At 69.1% G+C, this 23,544-nt stretch carries 23 protein-coding genes and 1 pseudogene; 19 read left to right on the forward strand and 5 right to left on the reverse strand.

The genetic code is table 11. The features are described from left to right. Positions 1–73: 73 nt before the first annotated feature. Positions 74–1,309, forward strand: coding sequence for a crosslink repair DNA glycosylase YcaQ family protein (locus ABZ412_RS28955; RefSeq protein ID WP_357286220.1), 1,236 nt, complete (start codon positions 74–76; stop codon positions 1,307–1,309). A gap of 30 nt (positions 1,310–1,339) precedes the next feature. Here the strand turns inward: ABZ412_RS28955 and ABZ412_RS28960 are convergent, their stop codons facing one another. Then, complete coding sequence (locus tag ABZ412_RS28960; protein WP_357286222.1) at positions 1,340–1,687, reverse strand: hypothetical protein; 348 nt, start codon at positions 1,685–1,687, stop codon at positions 1,340–1,342. 117 nt (positions 1,688–1,804) lie between these two features. Continuing rightward, on the reverse strand, positions 1,805–2,017 hold the full coding sequence (locus ABZ412_RS28965; protein ID WP_357286225.1) for a hypothetical protein: 213 nt from the start codon (positions 2,015–2,017) through the stop codon (positions 1,805–1,807). Positions 2,018–2,113: 96 nt separating this feature from the next. Here ABZ412_RS28965 and uvrC point away from each other — a divergent pair, with 96 nt between their 5' ends. The 8 genes from uvrC (at position 2,114) to ABZ412_RS29005 (ending at position 11,072) form a co-directional block, all read left to right on the forward strand. Then, positions 2,114–4,111 carry an excinuclease ABC subunit UvrC gene (gene uvrC, locus ABZ412_RS28970; protein WP_357286228.1) on the forward strand — a complete coding sequence of 666 codons (1,998 nt, stop codon included), beginning with the start codon at positions 2,114–2,116 and terminating at the stop codon, positions 4,109–4,111. Between the two features lie 199 nt (positions 4,112–4,310). Beyond that, positions 4,311–5,318 carry an RNase adapter RapZ gene (gene rapZ, locus ABZ412_RS28975; protein WP_357286231.1) on the forward strand — a complete coding sequence of 336 codons (1,008 nt, stop codon included), beginning with the start codon at positions 4,311–4,313 and terminating at the stop codon, positions 5,316–5,318. Next, the gene (gene yvcK, locus ABZ412_RS28980; RefSeq protein ID WP_357286234.1) at positions 5,315–6,373 is read left to right on the forward strand and encodes a uridine diphosphate-N-acetylglucosamine-binding protein YvcK; all 1,059 of its coding nucleotides are present in this window, start codon (positions 5,315–5,317) and stop codon (positions 6,371–6,373) included. Before rapZ ends, yvcK begins: the two co-directional genes overlap by 4 nt. Beyond that, positions 6,364–7,347 (forward strand): DNA-binding protein WhiA, encoded by a 984-nt coding sequence (gene whiA / locus ABZ412_RS28985; protein ID WP_120736392.1) that lies wholly within the window; start codon positions 6,364–6,366, stop codon positions 7,345–7,347. The genes yvcK and whiA overlap by 10 nt, the downstream gene beginning before the upstream one ends. A gap of 213 nt (positions 7,348–7,560) precedes the next feature. Then, the gene (gene gap / locus ABZ412_RS28990) at positions 7,561–8,580 is read left to right on the forward strand and encodes a type I glyceraldehyde-3-phosphate dehydrogenase (RefSeq protein WP_357083207.1); all 1,020 of its coding nucleotides are present in this window, start codon (positions 7,561–7,563) and stop codon (positions 8,578–8,580) included. 6 nt (positions 8,581–8,586) lie between these two features. Beyond that, positions 8,587–9,798 (forward strand): phosphoglycerate kinase, encoded by a 1,212-nt coding sequence (locus tag ABZ412_RS28995; RefSeq protein WP_357286237.1) that lies wholly within the window; start codon positions 8,587–8,589, stop codon positions 9,796–9,798. Between the two features lie 3 nt (positions 9,799–9,801). Further along, a complete protein-coding gene (gene tpiA / locus ABZ412_RS29000; RefSeq protein WP_357286240.1) occupies positions 9,802–10,587 on the forward strand; it encodes a triose-phosphate isomerase in 786 nt (261 codons plus the stop codon). Between the two features lie 56 nt (positions 10,588–10,643). Continuing rightward, positions 10,644–11,072 (forward strand): nitroreductase/quinone reductase family protein, encoded by a 429-nt coding sequence (locus tag ABZ412_RS29005; protein ID WP_357286242.1) that lies wholly within the window; start codon positions 10,644–10,646, stop codon positions 11,070–11,072. A 353-nt stretch (positions 11,073–11,425) separates the two neighbouring features. On the opposite strand, the pseudogene ABZ412_RS29010 reads toward ABZ412_RS29005, so the two are convergent. After that, positions 11,426–11,599: pseudogene (locus ABZ412_RS29010) on the reverse strand (L-histidine N(alpha)-methyltransferase); the annotation flags it as partial. 486 nt (positions 11,600–12,085) lie between these two features. Between ABZ412_RS29010 and ABZ412_RS29015 the strand changes: the two are divergent. The 3 genes from ABZ412_RS29015 to ABZ412_RS29025 all read left to right on the forward strand — a co-directional run bounded on the left by ABZ412_RS29015 (position 12,086) and on the right by ABZ412_RS29025 (position 15,706). Beyond that, positions 12,086–12,673, forward strand: coding sequence for a TetR/AcrR family transcriptional regulator (locus tag ABZ412_RS29015; RefSeq protein ID WP_357286245.1), 588 nt, complete (start codon positions 12,086–12,088; stop codon positions 12,671–12,673). A 52-nt stretch (positions 12,674–12,725) separates the two neighbouring features. Then, complete coding sequence (gene kstD, locus ABZ412_RS29020) at positions 12,726–14,408, forward strand: 3-oxosteroid 1-dehydrogenase (protein WP_357286247.1); 1,683 nt, start codon at positions 12,726–12,728, stop codon at positions 14,406–14,408. A 197-nt stretch (positions 14,409–14,605) separates the two neighbouring features. Continuing rightward, positions 14,606–15,706 carry a DUF5685 family protein gene (locus ABZ412_RS29025; protein ID WP_357286250.1) on the forward strand — a complete coding sequence of 367 codons (1,101 nt, stop codon included), beginning with the start codon at positions 14,606–14,608 and terminating at the stop codon, positions 15,704–15,706. 57 nt (positions 15,707–15,763) lie between these two features. Here ABZ412_RS29025 and ABZ412_RS29030 read toward each other — a convergent pair whose 3' ends face one another. Next, positions 15,764–16,174, reverse strand: a complete 411-nt coding sequence (locus ABZ412_RS29030; RefSeq protein ID WP_357286253.1) for a hypothetical protein — start codon at positions 16,172–16,174, stop codon at positions 15,764–15,766. 1,081 nt (positions 16,175–17,255) lie between these two features. On the opposite strand from ABZ412_RS29030, the gene ABZ412_RS29035 reads away from it, so the two are divergent. Further along, positions 17,256–17,549, forward strand: coding sequence for a galactose oxidase early set domain-containing protein (locus ABZ412_RS29035; protein WP_357286369.1), 294 nt, complete (start codon positions 17,256–17,258; stop codon positions 17,547–17,549). A 95-nt stretch (positions 17,550–17,644) separates the two neighbouring features. After that, complete coding sequence (locus ABZ412_RS29040) at positions 17,645–18,361, forward strand: enoyl-CoA hydratase-related protein (RefSeq protein ID WP_357286372.1); 717 nt, start codon at positions 17,645–17,647, stop codon at positions 18,359–18,361. Between the two features lie 149 nt (positions 18,362–18,510). On the opposite strand, the gene ABZ412_RS29045 is transcribed toward ABZ412_RS29040, so the two are convergent. Further along, the gene (locus ABZ412_RS29045) at positions 18,511–19,335 is read right to left on the reverse strand and encodes a TIGR02452 family protein (protein ID WP_357286256.1); all 825 of its coding nucleotides are present in this window, start codon (positions 19,333–19,335) and stop codon (positions 18,511–18,513) included. Between the two features lie 118 nt (positions 19,336–19,453). Here ABZ412_RS29045 and ABZ412_RS29050 point away from each other — a divergent pair, with 118 nt between their 5' ends. The 5 genes from ABZ412_RS29050 (at position 19,454) to ABZ412_RS29070 (ending at position 23,533) form a co-directional block, all read left to right on the forward strand. Next, a complete protein-coding gene (locus tag ABZ412_RS29050; RefSeq protein ID WP_357286259.1) occupies positions 19,454–19,816 on the forward strand; it encodes an ACT domain-containing protein in 363 nt (120 codons plus the stop codon). A gap of 124 nt (positions 19,817–19,940) precedes the next feature. Further along, positions 19,941–20,312, forward strand: a complete 372-nt coding sequence (locus tag ABZ412_RS29055; RefSeq protein ID WP_357083165.1) for a BlaI/MecI/CopY family transcriptional regulator — start codon at positions 19,941–19,943, stop codon at positions 20,310–20,312. 284 nt (positions 20,313–20,596) lie between these two features. Further along, positions 20,597–20,977: a hypothetical protein gene (locus ABZ412_RS29060; protein ID WP_357286261.1), complete on the forward strand. Its 381-nt coding sequence runs from the start codon at positions 20,597–20,599 to the stop codon at positions 20,975–20,977. A gap of 130 nt (positions 20,978–21,107) precedes the next feature. Beyond that, the gene (locus ABZ412_RS29065; protein ID WP_357286375.1) at positions 21,108–22,214 is read left to right on the forward strand and encodes a PLP-dependent cysteine synthase family protein; all 1,107 of its coding nucleotides are present in this window, start codon (positions 21,108–21,110) and stop codon (positions 22,212–22,214) included. Positions 22,215–22,261: 47 nt separating this feature from the next. Continuing rightward, positions 22,262–23,533: an MFS transporter gene (locus ABZ412_RS29070; protein ID WP_357286377.1), complete on the forward strand. Its 1,272-nt coding sequence runs from the start codon at positions 22,262–22,264 to the stop codon at positions 23,531–23,533. Positions 23,534–23,544 lie beyond the last annotated feature (11 nt).

The following is a 23,544-nucleotide window of genomic DNA, read 5'->3' on the forward strand; positions in this document are numbered from 1 at the left end:
TCGCTACTGTACAGATGCTCGATACAGTCGTGTATCGAGCCGGGTTGTCGGTGGGTCGTGGCATGGTTCGAGTGTGCCGACATCGCCGACCGGATCCCTGTCACTCGCGGCGGCGCGCCGCATCGCACTCGCGGCCCAGGGGTTCGGGTCCGCCCGCCCCAGCGCACCGCCCACCCGGCGCACGGTCATGAAGGTCCTCGACAGCACCCGGCTGCTCCAGCTGGACTCGGTGTCGGCGGTGGTGCGGGCGCACTACGCGCCGGTGTTCAGCCGCGTCGGGGCCTACGACCGGACTCTGCTCGACGATGCCGCGTGGGGGCACAGCGCGCGCAAGCCGCGACAGCTGATCGAATACTGGGCGCACGAGGCGGCGCTGATCCCGGTGCAGGACTGGCCGCTGATGCGCTGGCGCATGGTGCAGTACCGGCACGGGCGCTGGAACGGGATGCGGCAAGTGCTGGAACGCAATCCGGGTCTGGGCGACGATGTGCTCGGCGTCGTCAAGGAGTACGGCGCGAGCACGGCGGGGGAGATCGAACGGCACCTGGAGCTGGATCGGCCACGGGCCAAGGACAATTGGGGCTGGAACTACAGCGACACCAAGGTGGTGTGCGAGGCGTTGTTCGCGGCCGGGGAGCTGACCGTGCCCCGCCGGGTCGGCTTCCAGCGGCACTACGACCTCGCGGCGAGTGTCCTACCCGCCGAAGTGGTTTCCCGCGAACCGGACGAGGCGGACGCGATCCGCGAGCTGGTGCGGCGCGCGGCCCGGGCGCACGGCGTGGGCACCGAGACCGATCTGCGCGACTACTACCGGCTCACCCGCCGCCAGACCGAGCCCGCCATCACCGATCTGCTCGACAGCGGAGAATTGGAGCGGGTCACCGTGCAGGGCTGGGACAAGCCCGCCTACCTGCACACCGAGGCTCGCACGCCCCGCCGTGTCACCGGTGCGGCCCTGTTGTGCCCCTTCGATCCGCTGATCTTCTTCCGTGATCGCACCGAGCGGCTGTTCGACTTCCACTACCGCATCGAGATCTACACGCCGGAACACAAACGGGTGCACGGCTATTACGTCTTCCCGTTCCTGCTCGACGGTGAACTCGTCGCGCGGGTGGACCTGCGCGCCGAGCGCGCGAGCGGGCGATTGCTGGTGCCGGGTGCCTTCGCCGAGCCGGGCCGCGACCACGCCCGGATCGCCGGGGCTCTGGGCCGCGCACTGCGGGAGATGGCGGACTGGCTGGAACTGGACACCGTGGAAGTGGGCGAAAAGGGCGATCTCGCACCGCGTTTGCGGCGTGAGATCGCCTAGCCATCCAGGAGCGCCCGGATCACCGACGGTTCAGAACGGGCCGTCGGTCCAGGCGTTGAGCACGATTCCGTTCTTGCCCTCGCCCCTGCACTCGATGGTCATGGGGATGAGCGGCCGCGGCGAGTCGCCCACGATGTAGGTGGGGGACTGGTAGCCGTTACCGACCTGCCGTGCCCCGAGGCACTGCACCACCGCGGCGTACCAGGTGTCCGCGGGGCAGGTGAAGGTGGCGGTATCGAGCGTCCGGTCGATACGGCAGGGCGAATCGGCGTGGGCGGCCGGAGCCGCCACCGCGATCAGGCCCGCCGCGCCGATGCCGAGTGCGGAACCGATCGCGAGCGAGCGGCGGCGCGGGTGGAGATGGTGATGGTTCGTCATCGATCAAGCTCCCTCGTGTACGGACAGATCAAGCGAACAGTTCGTCCATACTGACCCGCGAGACCCTCCGTACCGTCGAAACGCGCGGAGATCGATGTTCCGGCGTGGCGCGCTCGATCAGGCGGCCTGCAGGTCGGCCGGGGAATTCAGCACCGCCCCACCGCGAAACAGGGTGGGCGCCCGGTACCCGGCGAGCTCCCCGGACACCAGGATCGACGCGTCGGCGGACTCGGCCGTGGCGGGTACGGACACCGCCACCAGGGCGGCCGCGGCCAGGCAGACCGCTCCCACGATGGCGAGCGAGCGGCGGCGAGTACGCAGACGGATCATGTGGGGTTTGCCTCTCCTGGCGAATGATCTTGCCGGTACTTCGTCGCCGAGAGCGCCGCGGATGGGGTGTCGGAGGAACTGACTAACCTGGACCCCGTGGCAGATCCCGCGACCTACCGGCCCGCCCCGGGCACCATCCCCGTCCAACCGGGCGTCTACAAGTTCCGGGACAAGTTCGGACAGGTCATCTATGTCGGCAAGGCGAAAAGCCTGCGCCAGCGGCTGAACTCGTACTTCGCCGATGTGGCCGGGCTGCATCCGCGCACCCGCCAGATGGTGACCACCGCCGCCGGCGTCGAGTGGACCGTGGTGTCCACCGAGGTGGAAGCGCTGCAGCTGGAATACAACTGGATCAAGGAATTCGATCCGCGCTTCAATGTCCGCTACCGCGACGACAAGTCGTACCCGGTGCTGGCGGTCAGTCTGAACGAGGAGTACCCCCGCGTCTTCGTCTACCGCGGCGCGCGCAAGAAGGGTGTGCGCTACTTCGGGCCGTACGCCCACGCCTGGGCCATCCGCGAGACCCTGGACCTGCTGCTGCGGGTGTTCCCGGTGCGCACCTGCTCGGCCGGAGTCTTCAAGCGGCACAGCCAGATCGGGCGGCCGTGCCTGCTCGGCTACATCGACAAGTGCTCCGCGCCGTGCATCGGCCGGGTGAGCGCGGCCGAGCACCGCGACATCGTGGACGACTTCTGCGACTTCCTCGCAGGAAAGACCGACCGCCTGGTCAAGCAGCTGGAACGCCGTATGCACGAGGCCGCCGACGAGCTCGACTTCGAGAACGCCGCCCGGCTGCGCGACGACGTGCAGGCGCTCAAGCGCGCGCTCGAGAAGCAGGCGGTGGTGCTGGGCACCGGCACCGACGCCGACGTCATCGACTTCGCGGTCGACGAGCTCGAGGCCGCGGTCCAGATCTTCCACGTCCGCGACGGGCGGGTGCGCGGCCAGCGCGGCTGGGTGGTCGACAAGTCCGGCGACGCGATCGACGCGGCGGCGGCCGGGGGTGAGCTGCCGGCACTGGTCGAGCAGTTCCTGACCCAGTTCTACGGCGAGCAGACCGCGGTCGCGGAGCAGAGCGGTGACGAGCAGCCGGGTGCGGTGGTTCCGCGGGAAGTGCTGGTCCCGGCCCTGCCCAACGATCACGAGCAGGTGCAGCAGTGGCTGTCGGGCCTGCGGGGGTCGGCGGTGCAGCTGCGGGTGCCCCAGCGCGGGGACAAGAAGGCCCTGGCCGAGACGGTGCAGCGCAATGCGCAGGAAGCCCTCGCCCAGCACAAGCTCAAGCGCGCCGGCGACCTGACCGCGCGGTCGGCGGCGCTGCAGGAACTGCAGGACGCCCTGGATCTGGACAGCGCCCCGCTGCGCATCGAGTGCGTGGACATCTCGCACGTGCAGGGCACCGATGTGGTGGCCTCGCTGGTGGTGTTCGAGGACGGGCTGGCCCGCAAGTCGGAGTATCGGCACTACACCATCAAGGAGGCCGCCGGGGAGGGCCGCTCCGACGACGTCGGCAGCATCGCCGAGGTGACGCGGCGCCGCTTCGGCAAGCTGCGCCGCGAACTCGACGCCGCCGAGGCCGCCGAGCTCGAATCCGATTCCGAGGCAACCGAACCCGGGCTGCCCGGCATCGACCCGAAGACAGGCAAGCCGCGCCGCTTCTCCTATCCGCCCAACCTGTACGTGGTGGACGGCGGTGCACCGCAGGTGAACGCGGCCGCGGAGGTGCTCGACGAGCTGGGCATCACCGATGTCGCGGTGATCGGCCTGGCCAAGCGCCTGGAAGAGGTGTGGGTGCCCAACGAGCCGGACCCGGTGATCATGCCGCGCACCAGTGAGGCGCTGTACCTGCTGCAGCGGGTGCGCGACGAGGCGCACCGCTTCGCCATCACCTTCCACCGCTCCAAGCGGTCGCGGCGGATGACGGCGTCGGCGCTGGATTCGGTGCCGGGCCTGGGGTCGACTCGCAAGACCGCACTGGTGACGCATTTCGGATCGGTCGCCAAGCTCAAGGAGGCTACGGTGGAGCAGATCACCGAGGTCCCGGGCATCGGCGTGGCGACGGCCAGGGCGGTCCTGGACGCGTTGCATCAGCAGTAGAGCGTCGGCGTTTCGCGGCGCGCCGGATGGGGACCCACCGGGTAGAGTGCGACACGCCGAACGGGAAATTTGCGACACGCCGTGTGTGCTGGTCGGGAGCGGAAATCACAGCTGTGTTGCGCTCCCGTCGCTCGCCTGCCGGGTTCGCGGGCGTCGGTGCAGGATGATCGAGGGAACTCCAGACACGAACCGGTAGGACATGACGCGCGTCGAAGACAGCACAGCTACTGCCGAGAACAGCCCGGCAACCGAATCAGGCGAGTCCCAGCCGAATCCCCGCAAGGGGCGGCCCGGTTCCGAACCCGCTCCGGTCGAGGTGGTCATCGTGACCGGCCTGTCCGGCGCCGGCCGCGGCACCGCGGGCAAGGTGCTCGAGGACCTGGGGTACTACGTCGCCGACAATCTGCCGCCCGAATTGATCGGCCGCATGGTCGATCTGGGCCGCTCCGCAGAACCACCGATCCGCAAACTCGCGCTGGTCATGGACGTGCGCAACCGCTTCTTCACGGGGAATCTGTCCGCGGTGGTCGAACAGCTGCGGTCCGCGGGCGTGCGCACCCGCATCCTGTTCCTCGAGGCCTCCGACGACGTGCTGATCCGCCGCTTCGGCTTCGCGCGCCGCCGCCACCCGCTACAGAGCGAGAGCGCCGACGGCACCCTGACCGCCGGCATCGCCGCCGAACGTCGCCGCCTCGACCCGGTGAAGACCGCCGCGGACGTCGTCATCGACACCACCGCGCTGTCGATCCACCAGTTGCACCGCAAGCTCGAGGAGGTCTACGGCGGTGACGCCGCCACCGTACTGCAGTTGACCGTGCAATCGTTCGGGTTCAAGTACGGAGTCCCGCTCGACGCCGACATGGTGTTCGATTTGCGTTTCCTGCCGAATCCACATTGGATTCCCGAACTCCGCGAAAAAACCGGGCAGGACGCCCCGGTCAGCGAGTATGTGTTGTCGCGCCCGGGTGCACAGGACTACCTGGGCACCGCGCACCATCTCGTCGACCTGACGACCGAGGGCTACCGCCAAGAGGGGAAGCGATACATGACCGTGGCAGTGGGCTGCACCGGCGGTAAACACCGCAGTGTGGCGATAGCGGAGGCGCTGGGTGACGCGTTGGCGGGCCGTGCGGCGGAGAGCGATTCGGGTGCCGAGCTGCCTCGAGACGTGGTGCGCGTGGTCCACCGAGATCTGGGGCGGGAATGAGTGAGAGCACTTCCGGCCGCACCGCCAATCCCGCCTTCGTGGCGCTCGGCGGTGGGCACGGGCTGTACGCGACGCTGACCGCCGTGCGGCGGCTCACGCGCAAGATCACCGCGGTGGTCACCGTCGCCGACGACGGCGGCTCTTCGGGACGCTTGCGCGCCGAGCTGGGCATGCTGCCGCCGGGCGATCTGCGAATGGCCTTGGTGGCCTTGGCCGAAGAGGCCGACGGGCACTGGGCGCGAACTTTGCAACACCGCTTCGGCGGCACCGGCGCGCTGGCCGGGCACTCGGTCGGCAATCTGATTCTGGCGGGCTTGACAGAGGAGCTGGGCGACCCCGTCGCGGCCCTGGACGAGGCCGGAAAGATTCTGCGGGTCACCGGAAGAGTGCTACCCATGTCGCCGATCGCGCTGACCATCGAGGCGGATGTCTCTGGGCTGGAAGGCGATCCGCGGGTGAGTCGCTGCATCCGCGGTCAGGTGGCGGTGGCGACCACGCCGGGCAAGGTGCGCCGGGTGCGGCTGATCCCCTCGGATCCGCCCGCCTGCCCCGAGGCGACCTCGGCGATCGAGCACGCGGACGTGGTGGTGCTGGGCCCCGGGAGCTGGTTCACGAGCGTCATTCCGCACGTGCTGGTGCCCGATTTGCACGAAGCGCTGCTGCATACGCGGGCGCGGAAAGTGCTGGTGCTCAACCTCGCTGCCGAACCGGGCGAAACGGCCGGATTCTCCGCGGAACGGCACCTGCATGTATTGTCCCAGCACGCACCGGATTTCACAGTCGACCATGTTCTGGTGGACTCCGGTTCCGTACCCGAGGGTAGGGAACGCGAACATCTGGCAAGAGCTGCCGAACAGCTGCGTGCGCGAGTAACCTTCGCTGATGTCGCCGAGGCGGGGACGGACCGGCACCACCCCGGAAAGCTTGCCGCCGCACTGGATCAGGTGATCCGGCAACCTCGGCCGGAATCAGCAGGGCTTCGAGTCGAAGGACGGCATATGGGCCAACGTGTGCGGTCCGGGTTGGGTGGAAAGGAGCGCGTCTCGTGGCGATGACAGCGGAAGTGAAGGACGAGCTGAGCCGGCTCTCTGTATCACAGGTGAGCTCGCGCAAAGCGGAATTGTCCGCGCTACTGCGGTTCGCCGGTGGATTGCACATCGTCGGCGGTCGGGTGATCGTCGAAGCCGAAGTGGATATGGGTTCCATAGCGCGTCGGCTGCGTCGAGAGATCTTCGAGCTGTATGGATACGGCTCGGACGTGCATGTCCTCGGCGCCGGAGGGCTCCGGAAAACCTCCCGGTATGTAGTGCGAGTTTCCAAGGAAGGCGAGGCGCTGGCGCGCCAGACCGGTTTGCTCGACGTGCGCGGCCGGCCGGTCCGGGGCCTGCCCGCGCAGGTCGTGGGCGGCAGCATCGGCGACGCCGAAGCGGCTTGGCGCGGGGCGTTTCTCGCGCACGGCTCGCTCACCGAGCCGGGCCGGTCCTCGGCGCTCGAGGTGAGCTGCCCCGGCCCGGAGGCGGCGCTCGCGCTCGTCGGCGCGGCCCGGCGCATGGGCATCTCGGCCAAGGCGCGCGAGGTGCGCGGCACCGATCGCGTCGTGGTGCGCGACGGTGAGGCCATCGGCGCCCTGCTCACCCGCATGGGTGCGCAGGACACGCGGCTCACCTGGGAGGAGCGGCGGATGCGCCGCGAGGTCCGGGCGACCGCGAACCGGCTGGCCAATTTCGACGACGCGAACCTGCGTCGGTCGGCCCGTGCGGCGGTCGCGGCCGCGGCCCGGGTGGAGCGCGCGCTCGAGATCCTCAGCGACGATGTGCCAGACCACTTGGCCGCCGCCGGCAAGCTGCGCGTGCTGCACCGCCAGGCCTCCCTGGAGGAGCTGGGCCAGCTGGCCGATCCGCCCATGACGAAAGACGCTGTGGCGGGCCGGATCCGGCGACTGCTGTCGATGGCGGATCGGCGCGCCAAGGAACTCGGCGTGCCCGACACCGAAAGTGCCGTCACCGCAGAGCTGCTCGAAGAGGCCTGAAACGGCCGCGGTGCCGCTTACACTGAGCGGAACCGCACGGTGATTCCGTCCGGAAGCGTCGCAACCCCATGGTTGCGGCGCTTCCGGTCGTCTGTGGCGAAAATGATCGTTTTCGTATGTTCACCGTGGCGGGGGTGTGTCCGTGATGTTTCTGTTACAGGGCTAGGGTTAGCACCGCAACGGAAACGATCCGCAAAGCTGAGGAGCGAAAACGTGACTGTCCGGGTAGGTATCAACGGCTTCGGCCGTATCGGGCGCAACTTCTTCCGAGCCGTCGAGGCGCAGAAGGCCCTCGGCACCACCGACATCGAGATCGTGGCGGTCAATGACCTGACCGACAACAAGTCGCTGGCGACCCTGCTGAAGTACGACTCGATTCTGGGCCGCCTGCCGCAGGACGTTTCCCTGGACGGCGACGAGACCATCGTCGTGGGCGACCAGCGCATCACCGCGCTGGCCATCAAGGAGGGCCCCGCCGCCCTGCCGTGGGGTGACCTGGGTGTCGACGTGGTCGTCGAATCCACCGGTATCTTCACCGATGCCACCAAGGCCAAGGGCCACCTGGCCGCCGGCGCCAAGAAGGTCATCATCTCCGCGCCCGCCAAGGGCGAGGACATCACCATCGTGATGGGCGTCAACGACGACAAGTACGACGGTTCGCAGAACATCATCTCGAACGCGTCCTGCACCACCAACTGCCTGGGCCCGATCGCCAAGGTGCTCAACGACTCCTTCGGCATCGAGCGTGGTCTGATGACCACCGTGCACGCCTACACCCAGGACCAGAACCTGCAGGACGGCCCGCACTCGGATCTGCGTCGCGCCCGCGCCGCCGCGCTGAACATCGTGCCCACCGGCACCGGCGCCGCCAAGGCCATCGGCCTGGTGCTGCCCGAGCTGCTCGGCAAGCTCAACGGTTACGCGCTGCGCGTGCCGGTTCCGACCGGTTCGCTCACCGACCTGACCGTCGACCTGGCGCGCGCCGCCTCGGTCGAGGAGATCAACGCCGCCATGAAGGCCGCCGCGGACGGCCCGATGAAGGGCATCCTGAAGTACAACGTCGACCCGATCGTCTCCTCCGACATCGTGACCGACCCGCACTCCTCCATCTACGACGCGCCGCTGACCCAGGTCATCGACAACCAGGTCAAGGTCGCCTCGTGGTACGACAACGAGTGGGGCTACTCCAACCGTCTCGCCGACCTCGTCGGCCTCGTCGGCAAGTCCCTGTAAGCGCCGATGACGATCAAGACTCTCCAGGATCTGCTGAACGAGGGCGTCGAGGGCCGCGGCGTGCTGGTGCGCTCGGACCTGAACGTGCCGCTCGACAACGGCGTCATCACCGACCCGGGCCGCATCATCGCGTCCGCGCCGACCATCAAGGCGCTGGCCGAGGCCGGTGCCAAGGTCGTGGTGACCGCGCATCTGGGCCGCCCCAAGGGCGAGCCGGACCCGAAGTTCTCCCTCGCCCCGGTCGCCGCGCGACTGGCCGAGGAGCTGGGCCGCAATGTCCAGCTGGCCGGTGACGTGGTGGGCCAGGACGCGCTCGCCCGTTCCGAGGGCCTCACCGACGGTGATGTCATGCTGCTCGAGAACATCCGCTTCGACGCGCGGGAGACCAGCAAGGACGATGCCGAGCGCACCAAGCTCGCCAACGCCCTGGTCGAACTGGTCGGCGACGACGGCGCTTTCGTGTCCGACGGTTTCGGCGTGGTGCACCGCAAGCAGGCGTCGGTCTACGACGTGGCCAAGCTGCTCCCGCACTACGCGGGCAACCTGGTCGCGGCCGAGACCGAGGTGCTGAAGAAGCTCACCGAGGACCCGGCCCGCCCGTACGCGGTCGTGCTCGGCGGCTCCAAGGTCTCCGACAAGCTGGCGGTCATCGAGGCGCTCGCGCCGAAGGTCGACACGCTGGTCATCGGCGGCGGCATGTGCTTCACCTTCCTTGCCGCACAGGGCCTTTCGGTGGGCACCTCGCTGCTGCAGGAAGAGATGATCGACACCTGCAAGGACCTGCTCGACAAGTACGCCGATGTCATCCACCTGCCGGTGGACATCGTGGTGGCCGACAAGTTCGCCGCGGACGCGGAGTCGAAGACGGTGCCCGCCAACGAGATTCCGGACGGCTGGATGGGTCTGGACATCGGCCCCGACTCGGCCGCTCGCTTCGGCGCGCTGCTGACCGAGGCCAAGACGGTGTTCTGGAACGGCCCGATGGGCGTGTTCGAGTTCGAGAAGTTCTCGGCCGGTACTCGCGGTGTCGCCGAGGCGATCGCCACGGCCACCTCGAAAGGCGCGTTCACGGTCGTCGGCGGTGGCGACTCCGCCGCGGCGGTGCGCACCCTGGGTCTGCCCGATGACGGTTTCTCGCACATCTCCACCGGTGGCGGCGCGTCGCTGGAATACCTGGAGGGCAAGGAACTCCCCGGTCTCGCGGTTCTGGAGGACTGAGCCATGGCACGTAAGCCTTTGATCGCCGGCAACTGGAAGATGAACCTCAACCACCTCGAGGCCATCGCTCTGGTGCAGAAGATCGCGTTCGCGTTGCCGGAGAAGTATTTCGACAAGGTCGACGTCACGGTGGTTCCGCCGTTCGTGGACCTGCGCAGCGTGCAGACGCTGGTCGAGGGTGACCGTCTGCTGATCACCTACGGCGCCCAGGACGTCTCCACCCACGACGAGGGCGCCTACACCGGCGAGATCAGCGGGTCCATGCTCGCGAAGCTGGGTTGCAGCTTCGTCGTGGTGGGCCACTCGGAGCGGCGTCAGTACCACAACGAGGACGACGCCACCGTGCTGGCCAAGGCCAAGCAGGCGCTGAAGTACGGCATCACCCCGATCGTCTGCATCGGTGAGGGCCTGGGCGTCCGCGAGAGCAAGACCCACGTGGAGTACAACCTCGAGCAGCTGCGCGGTTCGCTCAAGGGTCTGACGGCGGAGGAGATCTCCAAGGTCGTCGTCGCCTACGAGCCGGTCTGGGCCATCGGCACCGGCAAGGTCGCCACCCCGGCCGACGCGCAGGAAGTCTGCGGCGCCATCCGCAAGGAGCTCGCCGAACTGGCGAATCCCGAAGTGGCCGCGGGCGTCCGCGTCCTCTACGGCGGCTCGGTCAACGCCAAGAACGTCGGCGAACTGGTCGGCCAGGCCGACATCGACGGCGCCCTGGTGGGCGGCGCGTCGCTGAAGGGTGACGAGTTCGCCACCCTCTCGGCCATCGCCGCCGGCGGTCCGCTGCCGTAACGGTTTCCGTCGCACAGGGCCGGGCATCCCACGGATGCCCGGCCCTTGTCGGCAGAATGACCGGTATGAGCGACTGGAATACGAACATCATCAACGAGTTCCGGGCCAATGCGGGCCGGGTGGGCGGGCCGTTCGAGGGCGCGCCGATGATCCTGGTGCACCACCGCGGCCGCAAGACCGGTCGTGAGCTGGTCACTCCCACCATGTACATGGCCGATGAACAGGACCCGGCCGTCGTCTACATCTTCGCCTCCAAGGCGGGCGCGCCGACCAACCCGGACTGGTACTACAACCTGACCACCGCGGGGAAGGCCGAGGCCGAGATCGGCACCGAGACCTTCCCGGTCATGGTCGCCGAGGTGACGGGCGCGGACCGCGACCGGATCTTCGCCGAGCAGGCCCGCCGGTACCCGGGCTTCGCCGAGTACGCGGAGAAAACGGCTGGGATCCGGACAATTCCGGTCCTGGCGCTGCGTCGCCTCTGAGTCGATTGGACCCGGGCCCGGCCTCGGGCCGGGGCTCGGCTCGCTGGCATCCGGGCGCGAAGGGCTGCGGCCCGGCGAGGATGCGGTGAAGCGGGCGGTCATCGCGTCGGCGGGGGATGCGCCCGAGGTGAGGGCCTGGTGGACGGCGTGGGCGTCTTCGAGCGCGTCGCGGGCGCCGACTCCGGCGGCGGGGGTGATGGCGGGGTCGGCGTCGCCCGGCGCCGCTGACGTGGACGGATTCGGTGGCCGCCAGGAACGTATCCACGAGCGCGAGGTTGGACGGACACGCGGCGTGGATACGGTGGGCCCATTCGGGCACGGGCCTGACGCCGGACGCCGCACCGCCGTCCGATGGCCTCGAGCCGCATCTCGATCCACTCGTTCTCGGCGTCCCAGCGGGCGATGTGCGCGAACTTGTCCGGTACGAAGTCCGCGCCCAGGCGGGCGTTGAGGACGTGCAGCACATTGCGATTGAATTCCGCGGTGACACCGGCGGCATCGTCGTAGGCGGGGAGCAGCACCGCCGGCGGCAGGGGCGGTGCCACGATGCGGACGAACCACCGAACTACCGGGCCGCCGGGTCGCCAGACATGGCCGAGAGTGCTGAAAACCGCGCCGGCGGAATCTATTTCGGCGAAGAACTGCAACGTCGGGGCGCGGTGGGGGTTCGACCGGCTTGGTGGTCATGCCGTACAAGACGTTGTCGCCGGGGTGGACGGGGACGTGGGTGGGTTCGATCCGGGGCCGGACCACCGAATCGATGCCGTCGGCCCCGATCAGTAGCTCATTGGTGATGTCGTCGGCGAGTGCTGTCCGGGTTACCTCTCGGCCGTAGTGCATTCCGCGCCGCGGTGAGCCGGGAACGCGAGTTCGGCCGAATCGCGGCATGTCAGGGGCTATATCGCCGGTATTTGCCCGGTTTATGTAGATCGATGGCTAGGTGACTGTGAATCCACTCTTGACAGTAACTGTCATAAAGGGAGATGCTGTCGGTAACGGAAGGAGGTCTGCGGATGTCACTACGGGAGCGGCAACGGCGGCAGATCCGGGCCGAGATTCAGCGGGCGGCGTTCGAACTGTTCGCGGCGCAGGGATTCGGCGAGGTGACCACCGAGCAGATCGCGGCGGCCGCGGGGGTGTCGGCCAGTACCTATTTCCGGCATGTGCGCAGCAAGGAGGATCTGCTGCTCGATCCCGTGCGTGAGGGCGGGGCCCGGATCGTGACGCTGCTGGAGGAGCGGGACGAGGACGAATCCGCGGATGTGGCGCTGGCGCAAGCGATTCTGACTCGATCCACGAGTTCGACCGCGCAGGACCTGGAGCAGTGGCGGGCGGCGTTCCAGACCGCACCACATCTGCTGGAGCGGGTCGCGCTGATCACGCCGGAGCATCGGGCGCGTTTGGTGGAGCTGGTCGCGGAGCGGATGGGGCGGGACGCGGGCCAGGACAGCACGCCGGGCCTGCTGGTGCATCTCATGCTGGCGGCGGCGGAGTTCGGATACCTGCAGTGGCTGCGGAATTCGGCGCATGCGGAGATGTCGCTGGCGGTGTGCGTCGAGGGTGCGCTCGACGCCGTGACAGGGGAGCGCTGGCGCGGCTGAAAAGTCTTGGCGTGTCAGTGAACAGCTTCGAACAGAACAATCAGGGTGAGGAATGATGCAGGACGACAAGGCGACCGGCCAGAGCTTCGATGTGATCGTGGTGGGATCCGGCGCGGCAGGGATGGCGGCGGCGCTGACCGCCGCGAAGCACGGGCTGACGACGGTGATCGTCGAGAAAGCCGCCCACTGGGGCGGGTCGACGGCGAGATCCGGTGGCGGCGTGTGGATTCCGGGCAACTCGGCACTGCGAGGATCCGCTCCCGCCGATGACCTCGAGGCCGCGCGGGTCTATCTGAAGGACATCATCGGTCCGGGGGTGCCGCCCGAACGCATCGACACCTTCCTCGACCGTGGCGCGGAGGCGTTCGACTTCCTCGCCGCGCATTCGCCGCTGCGGATGCGGTGGGTGCCGGGCTATTCCGACTACTACCCGGAGGCTCCCGGCGGCCGCTCGCACGGCCGATCGGTCGAGCCCACCCCGTACAACGCCACCGGGCTGGGCGCCGAATTGCGCACCCTGGAACCGGATTACGTGCGAGCCCCGAAGAATGTCGTGATCACCCAGGCGGAGTTCCGGCAGCTGCACCTGGGCTTGCGCAACCCGCGCAGCCCGCTGACCGGCGCTCGCGTCGCGGGCCGCTGGCTGGCGGCGACCGTACTGCGCCGCCGCGTCCTCGCCCGCGGCCAGGCTCTGAGCGCCATGCTGCGCGCGGGTCTGCTGGCAGCGAATGTCCCGTTGTGGCTGGAGACGCCGTTGCTCGACCTGCGTACCGAGGACGGCCGGGTCACCGGCGCGGTGGTGCGCCGCGACGGTCGCGAGCTGATGCTCACCGCCCGCCGCGGCGTGATCATCGCGGCGGGCGGTTTCGAGCACAACGAGGCCATGCGCAAGCAGTACCAGCGCGAACCCATCGGCACCGACTGGACCGTCGGCGCGAAGGCCAACACCGGCGACGGCATCCGCGCCGGCGAGAATGCCGGTGGCGCGGTCGAGTTCATGGCCGACGCCTGGTGGGGCCCGTCCATCCCGCTGCCCCGGCTGCCCTGGTTCTGCCTGGCCGAACGCAACCTGCCCGGCAGCATCGTGGTCAACGACCGCGGCGAGCGGTTCATGAACGAATGCCTGCCCTATGTGGAGGCGACCCACGAGATGTACGGCGGCGAATACGGCCAGGGCGCGGGTCCGGGGGAGAACCTGCCCGCCTGGCTGATCTTCGACCAGCGCTACCGCAACCGCTACCAGTTCGCGGGCGTCCCGCCCCGGCAGCCGCTGCCGGGCCGCTGGTTCAAGTCGGGCGCACTGACCCGTGCCGACTCGCTCCCCGAACTCGCCGAGAAGATCGGCATCCCGGTCGAGAACTTCCGCGCCACGGTGACCCGCTTCAATGAATTCGCCGCCGTCGGAACCGATCCCGACTTCGGCCGCGGCAACAGCGCCTACGACAACTACTACGGCGACCCGCGCAACCGCCCGAACCCGAACCTCGGCGCGCTGGAGACCGGTCCGTACTACGCCGCCAAGCTGGTCCCCGGTGACCTCGGCACCAAGGGCGGCCTGAGCGCCGACACCGCTGGCCGCGTCCTCCGGGCGGACGGTTCGGTGGTCGAGGGCCTGTACGCGGCGGGCAATGCCAGCGCCCCGGTCATGGGCCACACCTACGCCGGTCCCGGCGCGACCATCGGCCCCGCCATCGTCTACGGCTACCTCGCCGCCCTGCACGCGGCGGGCAAGTAGCCGCCGGGCGTCAGGCCGGCACCGCGCCGCCGTCGAGCATGAGAACGGCGGCGGTGGCGTGGGGCCGGCCGCGAGCTGTCACTCTGCCGCCCAACCGGATTCGATCTACAGCGTCCATGCGGTGTCGGCCGGGGAACACGCGGTGCGGATTCGCGATCCGCCCGACCAATGCCCCGTGAACGGTTACCGTCGATAGGGTGTTCGGCATCATCCGGCCCTGCCATCACCGGCTGGGCGAGGAACTCGGGCGGGCGTGGCTGGCGCAACTGTGCGGCCTGTGCCTGGCCTTGCGGGACGACCACGGTCAGGGCGCCCGCATGGCAACCAATTACGACGGGCTGATCATTTCGGCCCTGGTGGAGGCGCAGTCCACCGCGCCGCCCACTCGCCGAGCGGCCGGGCCCTGCCCGCTGCGCGGCATGCGACGCGCGGATGTCGCCACCGGCGACTGTGTCCGGCTGGCCGCCACGGTCTCACTGGTCCTGGCCGCCGCCAAGGTGCGCGATCACGTCGACGACCACGATGGGGTCGCGGGCACGGCCGGATTCCGTCCTGCCGCCCGGCGGATCGCCCAACGCTGGGTCCGTCAGGGTGAATCCACCGGCGCGGGACTGGGTTTCGATACCGGCGTCCTGGTGATGGCGGTGGACCGGCAGACCGAGATCGAGGCCGCCGCCGTGGTGGGCACCCCGTTGCTCACGGTCACCGAACCCACCGAGACCGCCACCGCGGCCGCTTTCGGGCACACCGCGGTCCTGGCGGGCCGCCCCGGTAATGTGGCCGCCCTGACCGAGGTCGGCCGATTGTTCGGCCGCATTGCGCATCTCGTGGACTCGGTCGAGGATCTGACCGATGACGTGGCCCGCGGCAAATGGAATCCGCTGGTGGCAACGGGGACCGATGTCGCCGAGGCGCACCGGTTGTGCACCGATGCCTTGCTGGGCATCGAATTGGCTTTGGCGGAAGTGGAATTCACCGATTCGCGGCTGATTCACACACTGCTGAAACACGAATTGGGTCGCTCGGCGACCCGGACCTTCGGCGGCTCCGCGCCCGCGTGCGCGAATCATGCCGTCGTCGCACCGCAGTCGCGTTGGCGTCGGCGCGGTCCGGACCCGTGGGGCCCGCCGCCGGGCTACGGCGGATACGGCCCGGGGCCCGGCTATTACGGGCGCGCGCCGCGTCGCCGCAGCGGTTGCTGCCTGCCGTGCTGCGAGGGCTGCGTGTGCTGCGGTGAGGGCTGCTGCTGTTGTGGCGAGGGATGTTGCTGCTGTGAGGAAACCTGCTGCGACTGCTGAGGTCGACGCGGGTCCGGTGAGCCGCCCCCACCGGGTGGGCGGCTCACCGCTCGCGTATCAGTGCGACGAGCCCGAGGCGGAGCCGGTCGGGAGGAAGCCGCCGATGCTGCCGGTGCTGAAGTTCGAGGAGCCGGACACGGTGGTGGTGGTGTCCAGGGTCCAGGTGCCGCAGCCGCTGGTGAAGAAGGCGACATCGGTGGACTTGATCTCGACGGTGGCCTTGCCGCCGACCGCGCCGCCGGCCTCGATGGTGGCGCCGGTGCCGCCAGAGAGGGAGGACAGGCGCGCCCAGGCACACAGCTGGGTCGCGGTCGTGGTCTTATAGACGCCGGGCTGGATGTCGATGCCGACCTTGAAGGTGGAGTCGGAGCCGATGACGGTGGCCAGCGACGCCTCCGCGGTGCCCGCGCCGGCGAGCAGGGCGGCGGCGGTGAGCGCCAGGCCGTTGGCCCAGAGTGCCTTGTTCATGGTGAAATCCTCAGTGTGTGAAACGAGAGCGTTTCGCAGGGTAATGGGTTTCCCATTCGCCGGGAGGGTTTTCCATAACGTGGCGTAAACGGCCATCGGCGAGATCTGGACATCGGCTCCCGCATGCGCCGCGCGCCGCCGATAATGTGTTGTGTGGCAGGGCAATTCGTTCCCATTCCCGATTGGTTCTCGCGTGACAATCAGGACTGCGGCATCGCCATCGCCGACCTGAGCGGCCGGGGCGCACTCGACATCGTGGTCCTCATGGTCGACGACCCGGCCGGCCAGAACAGCGGCCGCTTCCGGCTGGCCAAGGGCCTGGCCGCGGACGGCTGGGTCGGGCAGTGGACGCCGTGGCTCGAGGTGCCCGACTGGCAGGGGTTCCTGTCGCAGACGCCGGAACTGTTCGATCCCGAGAAGCTGACCTGGTCGAAACTGCCGGTGCCCGGGCCGATCCCGATGCACGCCCATCTGGTGCTGCTCGCCGACGGCCGGATCTTCTACACAGGCGGGCAATACGGCACCAATAACGGGATGCGGCCCTCGATCTGGGATCCCGTGCTCGGTTCGGTCACCGAGGTGCCCGGCCTCTACGATCCCGAATCCCGCAGCCAGTCCACCAGCGTGCTGCTGCCGCCCGCGCAGGCGCAGCGGGTCATGATCCTCGGCGGCGGCGCCGTCGACGCGCACGGCCCCGGAATGGCATTGTCCGACACGCGCATCGCGGATCTGAGCGCCGCCGTACCCGTCTACCAGGCGGCCTCGCCCATGACCTACGCCCGCATGCACGTCTGCGCGGTGGTGCTGCCGGACCGCACCGTGCTGGCCACGGGCGGTTCGGCGATGGAGGAGATGGCCGACGCGGTCCCGCCCAGCGGGGGAGATCTACGACCCGATCGCGGAAACCTGGACCCCGACCGCCCCGCAGCGGGTGGCGCGGCTGTACCACTCGGTGGCGCTACTGACTCCCGACGGCAAAGTGGTGACGGCCGGATCGAATCCGCGGCGCAAGACCGAGGAACTGCGCATCGAAGTGTTCTGGCCGCCCTACCTGTTCCGAGGCGCTCGACCGGAATTCGAGATGATCTCGGGCACAGTGGAATACGGTGCGACTCTGACACTGACCACGTCGGCCGCCGTCCGCGAGGTGAGCCTCATGCATCCCACCTCGTGCACCCACTCCTGCGACAACAATCAGCGCCTGATCGATCTGCCGATCACCGCGACCGCGGCCGGCGCGGTCTCGGTGGCCATGCCCTCGAATCCGGCGTTGGCTCCGCCCGGCTGGTACCTCGTGGTGCTCGTGGACACCGGCAGGGTTCCCTCGGTCGGCCAATGGCTGCAACTGGGGGTGGCCGCGCCTTCGCCCGTGTGACCGCGAACGGGCGCCGCCCGCACTACCGTGGAAGCATGACCGCGGAGTACGAGTACCTGCTCGTCAAAACCGATGGTGACACCATCACCATCACCATGAATCGGCCCGATCGGCGTAATGCGCTGTCCGCCGATCATCTGTCCGAACTGCTCGCGGCGTTCCGTGCGGCGGGGGAGACCGACGCGTCCGGCATCGTGCTGGCCGCGGCCGGGCCCGTATTCAGCGCGGGCCACGATTTCGCGGATGTCGCGGCGCGGGACCTGCTCGGCGTTCGCGATCTGCTCACCTTGTGCCAGTCGGTCATGACCACCCTGGAAGAGGTTCCGCAGGTGGTGATCGCGCGGGTGCAGGGCCTGGCCACCGCGGCTGGTTGTCAGCTCGTCGCCTCCTGCGACCTGGCCGTCGCCGCCGATTCCGCGGGCTTCGCGCTGCCCGGCGGCAAGGGCGGCTGGTTCTGCCACACCCCGGCGGTTCCCGTCGCGCGGTCCATCGGCCGAAAGCGCTTGATGGAACTGGCTCTGACCGGCGATGTGATCGATGCTCGTACGGCGGTCGACTGGGGTTTGATCAATTACGCGGTACCGGCCGCCGACCTCGACGCCGCCGTCGCGGACCTGCTCGGCCGGGCCACGCGGGGGAGTCGCGCCAGCAAGGCGCTGGGCAAACGCACCCTCTACGCGCAGCTCGACCGCCCCGAGGCGGACGCGTACACGCTCGCGCGCGAAGTCATGGCCGCTGCCTCCCAATTGCCCGGCGCGAGTGAGGGAATGGCCGCTTTCCTGGAGAAGCGCTCGCCTGTCTGGCCCGATTGACGGGGGCAGGCTGACCATCGAGCCCGGTTGCGTCTCGACCGATCCAGATCAGAGGTATCCAAGTCTGTAGATATTGCGATCTAAACATGGGTTGCGAAAATGTCGCGGCTGCCGCGAGCCCCGGCGTGGGGTTCCATGGGCAACCGCGGCTACGAGGATGCGGCCGAGCCGAATCGGGCTGCGAACGCGGCGCGGTTGGCCGAGACGGGAGAGCGGTCCCAGACCGCGAAGACGACCCGTTCGAAGGCGGCGCCGTGCACACGCAGCGCGAGGTCGAACGCTTCGGCGACCTCGTTCGGGTCATTGCGGAACACGCCGCAACCCCAGGCGCCGAGCACCAGTTCGCGCACCCCGTGGTGGGCGGCGACGGTCAGTACTCGGGTGGCGCGTTCGGAGAGGAGGCCGCGCACATCGACCGGGTGACCCGAACGGTCCGCGAGCGCACCGGCATTCGGGGCGGGTGAGGTCAGGAAAGAGGTCGTGAACGGGTGCGGGTCGAGTTCGCCGCGGTCGTCCCGGATGACCGGGATCTCGGGTGCGTAGATGACGCGATGGGTGTAGCCCGGGTCGTCGGAGGCGCGGTGGGCCTCGTAGTAGCGGGGTGTCTCGAGCAGGCATCGGTAGAGCAGTGCGCTGCGGCAGAGATCCTCTTCCTGAGCGCGGGCGCCACGAATGTAGCCGCCGCCGGGGTTGCGAGCGGACGCGAAGTTGAGCACCGCCAGGCGTTTTCCGCCTTCGGCGTGGAGGCGGCGCGCGGCCTGGACACTGCCTTCGCCGGTGACCTCGGGGCGTCCGGTGAAGGGGCCGGTGACCGGTGCGTTGAGGTCTTCCTCGGGCTCGTGGCAGACGGTCCCGGCGCGGGCCGCGGTCAGCGGGGCGCTGATGTCGACGAGGGTCCCGTCGCTGGTGTGGTAGGTGCCGAGAGCGGCGATCTGCTCGTTCTCGGTGGCGATTTGTTTTGGGCTGGTGGTCATTTCGCCGACTCTACGGGCCGGTTCGGGAACCGTCATCCGAATTTTAGTCACTGACACCAATACTGGTCGATGCGGTGGGAGAACCGGAATTGTCGGGCCCGCCGCCTACGATGTGGCCATGACCGGCTCCCAGCGTTTGCGGATCGTCCCGTCGCAGTTCGCGGTGGATCATCTGCCGAATTCGACGTTTCCGGAGGACGACGAGTGGATCGCGCTGGTGCGAGCGCCGGAGGGGCTCACGGTGATTCGGGAGGCGCCGGCGTGGGCCGAAGGGGAGACCTGGAAGGGCTTCTACGGCATCGACGCCGGGAGTCTGAACTCGCCCGGCACGCTGGCCGCGCTGATCGGGCCGTTGGCGGAATCGTCGATCCCGGTGTTCGTCGCTTCGACCTTCCATGCCGATCTCATCCTGGTTCCGGCGCATCGGCTGGAGGAGGCGTCGGCGGCCCTGCGGGACGCGGGGCACCGCTTGGCGGACTGAGGCCGCTCCGGGCGCGGCTCGGCGGACGCGGACAACGCCACGTGTTGTGAGGCCGGGCCGCCCACATTACTGTCTACGTACGTAGAACGTATGAATGGCGCGCCGAGGTGAGGAGACGTCGGACGTGAGTGCACGAGGCTTCGGCGATCTGGAAACCGTCATCATCGAACGGATCTGGGATCGCCCCGGGAAGACGACGGTTCGCGAGCTGTTCGACGAGCTGGCCGCCGAGCGTGACATCGCGTACACCACCGTCATGTCCACCATGGACAACCTGCACCGCAAGGGCTGGCTGGAGCGTGAGCGGGTCGGCAAGGCCTACCGCTATTGGGCCAGTCTCAGCCGCGAGGAGTACAGCGCGCGGCTCATGCGCGAGGCGCTGGGTAGTGGTGGCCGTTCGGAGTTGGTGCTCGCGCATTTCGTGGAGCAGATGAGCGCCGAGGAGTCCGAGGGGCTGCGCGCGGCGCTGCGGAAGTTCACGCGCGGCAAGCGCTGATCGCCGGGGGCCGGTGGCCCTTCCTGTCGTAGGCGCGGCGCGAGTTCGGCGTGTCGGGCGTTTCGATGGCGCGAACCCCATGCGTGTCCTGTCTTTTTGCTTCGTATTCGCCTCGCGCGGACGTGAACCCGGTCACGGGGTTGCTACGAACTACGTACGTAGATAGTAGATTGTTTCGGGAGCGTGTCAACCAGGTTCCGGCGCGATGACCTCGCACGGCGCCCTGACCGCTCTACCGGTGAAAGTGACGGCGGAACAGTCGAATTCGGGCAGGAGGTGACGGCGTGAGCCGTGGCAGCGGTTCGGGCCGGTTCCTGTGGGGACTGCTGTTCGCCGTGCTGGTACTGGTCGCCGCGATCACCGACTGCGCCGCCGGGGCGGGCGCCGACCATGCGCCCGGATTGAGCCATGCCCAAACCGTCGGAGTCTCCGACGAGCCGCTGGGCGGCGAATCCGCACACTGTGACCCGCATGTCGAGCACGCCATCCGGTCGGCGTCACCCGGCGAGGAGCATGTTCCGGAGTTCACCGCCGAGCGGATCGCGGTCGAGGTCGGTCTCGCGAACCAAGGCGTCGCCACCGCCGTCCATGGTGTGCGCGGACCGCCGGGAGGTGCGGTCGGCGGCCGATTACTGCTGACGCGCTTGTGTATCGCCCGACGCTGATCGGTCAGCGGCAGGCCGGGGCCCATCGCCCGCGGCCGGAGTCCGTTGCCGTGCACGTCATTCCGCCCACTGTGGCGGTCCGATACCGAAAGCGACAGTCATGGACCGAGGTCTGCTCGACGAATTCGACATGCTCACCACCAGTTCCGGCTTGCCCGTACTGGCCCGCGAACCGCGCGCCCTGGTCGGCAATACGCCGGTGCTGTGGGTGGGCGAACCCTTCGCGCCGGCGGGGCGTGGCTTCTGGGCCAAACTCGAAGGCCGCAATCCGGGCGGCATGAAGGACCGGCCCGCATTGCACATGGTGCGTCGCGCCCGCGAGCGCGGCGAGCTCGCACCCGGCGCGCGCATCATCGAATCATCGAGTGGCACTCTGGGTCTGGGGTTGGCCCTGGCCGGACTGGTATACGGGCACCCTGTGACGGTGGTGACCGATCCCGGTCTGGAACCCATGGTCGCCCAGCTGCTCGCGGCCTACGGTGCGCGGGTGGAGCTGGTGCGGGAACCGCATCCGGAGGGCGGCTGGCAGCAGGCGCGCCGTGATCGCGTCGCCGAACTGCTGGCGGCGGAGCCGGGTTCCTGGTGCCCGGACCAGTACAGCAACCCCGACAACGTGGACGCCTACGAGTCCCTCGCGCGGGAGCTGATCGAGCAGTTGGGCGGCGTGGACGTGCTGGTGTGCGCCGTCGGGACCGGCGGCCACTCCGCCGGCATCGCGCGCGCCCTGCGCCGCACCGATCCCGCGCTGTCGTTGATCGGGGTGGACACCGTGGCCTCCACCATCTTCGGTCAGCAGGCCGGTCCCCGCCTCATGCGCGGTCTCGGTTCGAGCATCCATCCGCGCAATGTCGACTACGGTGCCTTCACCGAAATCCATTGGGTCGCACCGGCCGAGTCGGTCTGGGCCTGCCGCACCCTGGCTTCGGGCTACCTGTCCAGTGGCGGCTGGAGCGTCGGCGCGGTCGCGCTGGTCGCCGGGTGGGCGGCCCGCACCCATCCCGAGGGCACCCGCATCGCCGCCGTCTTCCCGGATGGCCCGCACCGCTACTTCGACACCGTCTACAACGACTCCTATTGCGCCGCACACGGTCTGCTGGACGCGGGCCAACCGGCGGCCCCCGATGTGATCGCCCATCCCCGCGAGCGGCAGGTCGAGCGATGGACCCGCTGCACGACCGTCATCGACCCCCGCGTACCCGAGCACCCGCGTGAGGCGACCCCGGGGCCGCTGTCGTGAGCGTCCTGGCGAAGTTCCGCGGGTTCGACCGGGCGGCCCAGCTGCTCATGGTCAACCAGTTCGGCATCAATCTCGGCTTCTACATGCTCATGCCCTATCTGGCCGGATACCTGTCCGGGCCCCTCGGCTTGGCGGCGTGGGCGGTCGGGCTGGTGCTGGGCGTGCGTAACTTCTCGCAGCAGGGCATGTTCCTGGTGGGCGGCACGCTGGCGGATCGGCTGGGGTACAAGCCGCTGATCGTGGCCGGATGTCTGTTGCGGACCGCGGGTTTCGCGCTGCTGGCGTTCGCCTCGGATCTGCCGAGCCTGATCATCGCCTCGGCGGCGACGGGTTTCGCGGGCGCGCTGTTCAATCCGGCGGTGCGCGCTTATCTCGCGGCCGAGGCGGGGGAGCGGCGGGTGGAGGCGTTCGCGGTGTTCAACGTCTTCTACCAGGCCGGGACCCTGGCGGGGCCGCTGGTCGGATTGGCGTTGCTGGCGTTGGATTTCCGGGTGACGGCGGCCGCGGCGGCGGTGGTGTTCGCGGCGCTCACCGTCGCCCAGTTGTTCGCGTTGCCCGCGCGCCGCGCGGCCGAGCCCGCCGTACGGACCTCGGTGCTCGAGGATTGGCGCACGGTGGTGGCGAATCGCCGGTTCGTGGCGTTCGCGGTGATCATGGTCGGCTCGTATGTGCTGTCGTTCCAGGTGTATCTGGCGCTGCCTTTGCAGGCGGAGTACCTGGCGGGGGACCGGGCGCAGGCGGTCACCTCGGCGTTGTTCGTGATCTCCGGTGTTGTCGCGGTGGCGGGGCAGCTGCGCATCACGGCCTGGTTCCGTGGCCGGTGGGGGACCGGGCGCGGTCTGGTGGTGGGGGTGGCGCTGCTGGCGGTGGCGTTCCTGCCCTTGGCGATCGTTCCGTCGGGCGGGATCTTCGGGGACGCGGTGGCGCTCGGGGCGCTGCTGCTGGCGGCGGCGGTGCTGGCGGTGGGGACGGCGGCGGTGTTCCCGTTCGAGATGGACACCGTGGTGTCACTGTCGGGAAATCGGCTGGTGGCGACGCATTACGGCTTCTACAACACCGTGGTGGGCGTCGGAATCCTGATCGGCAACCTGGCCACGGGCGCGTTGCTGGGCGCGGCGCACGCCGCGGGCGCGGAGTGGGCGGTCTGGCTGGGACTGGTGGTGATCGGCGCGATCGCGGCCGTGGCGCTGGCGGTGCTGGACCGTTCGGGTCGCGAGCCCGCGCGCGGCGGGCGGCATCGCAAACGCCCGTCGCAGGGGATGTTCCCGCCCGGCCGGGTGATCGACTACCCGACCCAGCCGCTGCCGGCGCGGCGCTGATATCGCCGACG

The organism is Nocardia sp. NPDC005746 (assembly GCF_040630785.1).
GTDB lineage: Bacteria > Actinomycetota > Actinomycetes > Mycobacteriales > Mycobacteriaceae > Nocardia.